We start from the raw sequence: 4,455 nt of genomic DNA, 5'->3' as shown, positions 1-4,455 counted from the left end.
AATGGGTGGCTTTGTAATTGTAGTTAATGGATGTAAGTGTTAGCAACTTAAAACGAATGGCGTTATGTTATAACTTCTAAATAATGGGTGGCTTTGTAATTGCTATAATAAAATAGGCCTCGATTAATAATAATCGAGGCCTTAAACATGTTACTTCTTAGGTGTTACATGACAAGTTACACAGCTATATGGGTCAGGGAATGACTCAGTATTGTACCAGTCACTGTTACCAAAGCTTTGTTGTCTACCCGCAGGTAAATCATTATATTTTGAACCATCCCAATTCTGTTTCACTACATTCGGTTTATCAACCTGATCTGCACATGAACCTGGGCCAAATAGTTCGCTAGGTGCGTTTGGTCCCATATGTTGAGGGAAGCCACTACACTCTACGTCACTGAAAGCCATCCATTGAGATGCCTCACCATGGTTCTGCATTGCTTTATCTTCTGAGTGACACCAGAAACAACGCGCTGTTTCGCCATGCGCTTCAGGTGCACCATTACCACCGTGACACGATGCACAGAAATAAGGCTCATCACGCTCTAATGTATCAACTGCTTTGCTTTTATGAATGTCATCCTTAGAGTGACATAGCTGACAGTCAGCAATATTCCAACCAAAATGTTCTTCAGTCAGTGGCGCAATTGCTTTACTTATGTCTGCAATTTTCTCAGCTTTCTCTACTTGAGCTGGGAACCGATAAGTATCACCCATTAGGCGTGCTTCATTAACTGAGTTTACTTCTGATACGTTGTAAACTAGGAACATCTTTTTCACCCATGAAAAATAGATGTACTCCATACCATGGTTACGAACCATATTATCCATTGCTACGTGAAGTTTATTTCCGCCGAAAGTACCATACCAATGGTCGATACATTCTTTAGCTTTAATTTCAGTGATTGAGCCATCGCTTTCACGTAGCCATGAACACTCACGGTCAAGTTCAAATTCTGCTGCAATTTCAGGGTCTAAGAAGTCCTGTGCACTTGGCCATGAGCCCTGAGTAACAATGATATCTAATGTGTATTCATTCATACCCGCAGCGTAGTTCCAGCCGTCTAAGCCTTCAGCACGAAGTTTATTTGAAGGACCAACTTCAGGGTGGCTGATTTGATTCATCACATAACTGCCAAGTTTAGAACCTGTAGAAAGTGTTGGCCAGAAGGTAAAACCAAATTCAGCAGAACCGGCTTCTTTTGCTGTTTCGTTTGCAGAGATAACCATATCAAGGCTGGTGATGACGCCAGGGCGATAAATATCAGGGCGTAAGTTGTAAGCTTTTACTTCAACATCTTGAGCAATGGTTTTAATGAATTCATCACCATAACCGTCAGTATCCTCCATATCTAGGGTAATTTCTTTTAAAATTACCTTGCCACCGTTACTAGCTTTAAAGTTGACTTCATCAATATGGGTTTGCCACACACGATCACGATAGGCTTCACTCACTGGTTGTATACGGATCTGAGACCCATCACGCACAAGGGTTTCATCAAGGCGGTCATACACAGTTTCTAAATATCCGTTAAAATGATTTAGCATGTCACCACCACCGTGTGACAAAGTGACTCCCCAACTATCACTATCTTGGTAATCACCCCAGTGGGAATAATGTGTGGCAGGTGCGTTGTCAAATGTACCGTCGCCATCGGCATCAAATGACACGGTAAAGTCATAGCTTTGACGTGCTTCATTAAAGCCGCCTAACTTGACTTCAAAATCATCTCTTATCGATGAGATGTACATCATCAAGTCTAAAGCTGAGTAGTTACCAGGCATGAAAATATCATCACGAACAGCTTGCTCTTGCCAAGCTCGTAGATCGCTTAGCTGAACTTCCATGTAGTATTTGCTGTCGTCTCTGGTCCGCATGTTATATTTCGATGCTGTAGCGAAGGCTTCGCCATTCTTAAAGCCAGCATCGGGAACTTCAAAATCTTCCGGCATGTCACTTGAGCACATATCTTCGTGCCCTTTCATGCAAGGGAACCAACGACCTAAATAAACTTCGATAGTACCGTCAACGGCTGTTTCAGTATCAACGATAAGATCAAAGTGATTGCGTATTTCGTCAGGTAATTCAACTTCAGGAATTTCTGAGACCGGTGGAGGGGCATCATTTGAATCAGATCCACCACAAGCCGTCATTAAAGGTAGCAACATCATAGCAAACGTTGTTTTTTTCAAGTTTCCATATTTCAGGTTCTTGTTCATCATAAATAACCTTTTTAATTATCTTATTTAATATTCATTCTCCAGGAACAAGCTCAATATTAATTAAGGTGTAGATAAGGTCTCTTATGAGAATTCACAGAACATTATAAATATAGATTATTATCACATTGATAATAAATCTGATTATTTTAATTTAAATGCCCTTATGTAAAAATAGTTGGAGCTATTGTTGTGGGTATGTTTTTTATTTTTACTCCCTACCTTGTGTTGAGTCGATTGCCAATATGATAAGTCAGAGTAGATGAGTTAATTTTGTTGAAAAACTGTGCTGATCAAAGCAATTATGTTCGTTGTGACTCTACACACACATACAACCTAAGAGAATTGTATTGCCTAATTGTGTAGATATAATAATTGAAATCAATATTAATTATGATGAATTGAGATGAGCATAATAATAAAAAACAAAAGAACCGCTATGGTCGAAACCGATGAAGGTTTGTTTTCTTGCTTTAAAATTACTCCTAAGTGGATTATATGTTTTGAGCAACTAGGTAAAGATGATATTCAATGTGTAAATAAAAGATTAGATTTGGTTGTGACTAATTGTGATGAGGGTTCGAGCACATTTTTATGTGAGTCTTTATTTGCCCAGCAAAAAAAACATAACGGTAAAGATGTTGTTATATGGAGAGATGATGATAGTTTTTACAGTAAAGTCGTAATTAGTATGAGCCCATTTAGCCAGACCAATGCTAGTGTAGTATTTATTGTAAATAATGAAATTGAACTTAGAGAAATTGAATGTAATATTCGTTCGATAAAAGTCTCTGTATTAAATATCTATAAAAAGTACGAAACGACTATCGTAAGCGAAGTCGCTAAAAACTATGGTATTAGCAAAAAATTACATTCCATTATTAACGCAATGTCGATGGGAATGACACGAAAAGAAGTATCTGACATGTTGAGTCTTAGTGAAAGAGGGGTTGATTATCATCTAGATACAGGCAAGTCATTGCTTCATGCGACAAACATTCCTCAACTTATCTTTAAGGCTAATCAGATAGGGGTTATAGGACAACATGATAAACTGTAAAGAGCTTGCCTCAATGGCAAAGGATTTAGAGATTTCAGATATGATATTCAATGTTGACCTCAGTGAAAAATCCTCATTTTCAATTAATAAAAAAAACCTTTTAGCTAAAAGAACTAGGCTTATGTATAGTTCTGAAAATGCGATAAATTATAGTATCTCATCTAGGAGTAAATGGGCTAAATTAGACTACAATACTGATTTATCTTTGCTAAAGGAATATCATCATTGGGACTACGAAGATTGGCATCGTTCTGCTGCTTCCCCTTTAAATGTGATGGAAAAATATGGCTATAAAGGCAAAAGGACATTTGCCATTCCATGCTTGATTAGTGAACATTATGTTGGAAGGTTTTACTTGTTTTTAGATGAAGATGTTGAGTATGACAATCAGCGAATTCAACGTATTCAGAAGATTTTTACCGACTACCAGCACTATTGCTTAGATGATTTACCGATTCACCTTAATCCATTATTGGATTACAGGCTCATCAGTGAAAATGAGATTAAAGCTATTGAGATAGTTTCTAAAGGAGGTTCTCGCTCTGATATTGCTCAACAATGCTTTTTAACAGAGCGCGGTGTCGACTATCGACTCGCCAGTATTAAAAAGAAACTAAAGGTAAAAACAAACTCACAGTTGGTTCACTTAGCGTATAAATTAAGGTTGATTTAATATTCACAAACTCATTTCTAGCTTGTCTATAATTTAATTGTCAATCGTAATGTTCTTAACATATTAATCTAACTTGATTGAAAAGTGCTGTCTATTCTAGAATTAAACTCCGAAGCGTTAATCATTATGTAGAATATATTGATTGTTTTGATGGGTATAAATAACCTGTTCCTAAAATACTGGTATTCATTCGTTAGTTTAATGGGAGTTGTTTTTAACAATATCATGAGAGATATAACTGTTAGTAGGGGCTGTTATATTAAATCTATCTTCGATGATAAATATTATAATGATTTGATCAGCATCACTGATGACCATACGATTTAATAACATGGCCACCCATTCTAAGTGCTGCTTAATATTCGGTGATTTAATAACATGGCCACCCATTCTAAGTGGCTAATAACATGGCCACCCATTCTAAGTGGCTAAATATTGTACTCCTTACTAGGCTTGAGTTATTGCTCATTACTTGGTGACTAAAGATGGCCAGACCTAGAAA

Annotated in this window: 3 protein-coding genes; 2 read left to right on the top strand and 1 reads right to left on the bottom strand. The window is 37.1% G+C overall.

Going from position 1 to position 4,455, the window contains the following annotated elements:
- Window positions 1-150 precede the first annotated feature (150 nt).
- A complete protein-coding gene (locus BCU94_RS18870) occupies window positions 151-2,220 on the bottom strand; it encodes a cytochrome c3 family protein (RefSeq protein ID WP_102477232.1) in 2,070 nt (689 codons plus the stop codon).
- Between the two features lie 439 nt (window positions 2,221-2,659).
- Here BCU94_RS18870 and BCU94_RS18865 point away from each other — a divergent pair, with 439 nt between their 5' ends.
- Window positions 2,660-3,280: a hypothetical protein gene (locus BCU94_RS18865; protein WP_102477231.1), complete on the top strand. Its 621-nt coding sequence runs from the start codon at window positions 2,660-2,662 to the stop codon at window positions 3,278-3,280.
- Between the two features lie 13 nt (window positions 3,281-3,293).
- A complete protein-coding gene (locus tag BCU94_RS18860; RefSeq protein ID WP_157936271.1) occupies window positions 3,294-3,953 on the top strand; it encodes a LuxR C-terminal-related transcriptional regulator in 660 nt (219 codons plus the stop codon).
- Window positions 3,954-4,455: the final 502 nt, after the last annotated feature.

It is taken from the genome of Shewanella sp. 10N.286.52.C2 (genome assembly GCF_002874545.1).
In the GTDB taxonomy this organism is placed as follows: domain Bacteria; phylum Pseudomonadota; class Gammaproteobacteria; order Enterobacterales; family Shewanellaceae; genus Shewanella.
Note: the sequence above shows the minus strand (reverse complement) of the source record. Positions and strands in the feature narration are given on the sequence as shown.

Excerpts from the sequence above, each read along its gene's own strand:
- BCU94_RS18870 (WP_102477232.1), bottom strand. The coding sequence starts at position 2,220 with ATGAACAAGAACCTGAAATATGGAAACTTGAAAAAAACAACGTTTGCT.
- BCU94_RS18865 (WP_102477231.1), top strand. The coding sequence starts at position 2,660 with ATGGTCGAAACCGATGAAGGTTTGTTTTCTTGCTTTAAAATTACTCCT.
- BCU94_RS18860 (WP_157936271.1), top strand. The coding sequence starts at position 3,294 with ATGGCAAAGGATTTAGAGATTTCAGATATGATATTCAATGTTGACCTC.